Annotated in this window: 1 pseudogene; it reads right to left on the bottom strand. The window is 72.1% G+C overall.

Features of this window, described 5'->3' with window-relative positions:
- Window positions 1-233, bottom strand: a pseudogene (locus tag G3I53_RS11965) (DNA polymerase III subunit gamma and tau); the annotation flags it as partial.

Raw genomic sequence — 233 nt, 5'->3', positions numbered from 1 at the left:
GCTCGCCCAGCGCCTGGCGCAGCACGTCCTCGCTGCCGCTGCTGAGGAAGTTGTCGCGGGCGCCCGCGTTGACGAAGCCGATCTGCAGGGTGGTGCCGTCGAAGCCGGTCACCTGGGCGTTCTGGCTGAGCAGGATCCAGGTGAACCGGCGGCGGTTCTTCACCGCTTCCAGGATGTTCGGCCAGAGCACGCGCGGGTCGAGCCCGCCGCCGCCCGACGGCACCGGAGCCGGG

The organism is Streptomyces sp. SID14436 (assembly GCF_010548465.1).
Classification (GTDB): Bacteria; Actinomycetota; Actinomycetes; order Streptomycetales; family Streptomycetaceae; genus Streptomyces.
The sequence above is the reverse complement of the archived record's forward strand: the minus strand, read 5'-3'. Positions and strand labels throughout refer to the sequence as shown.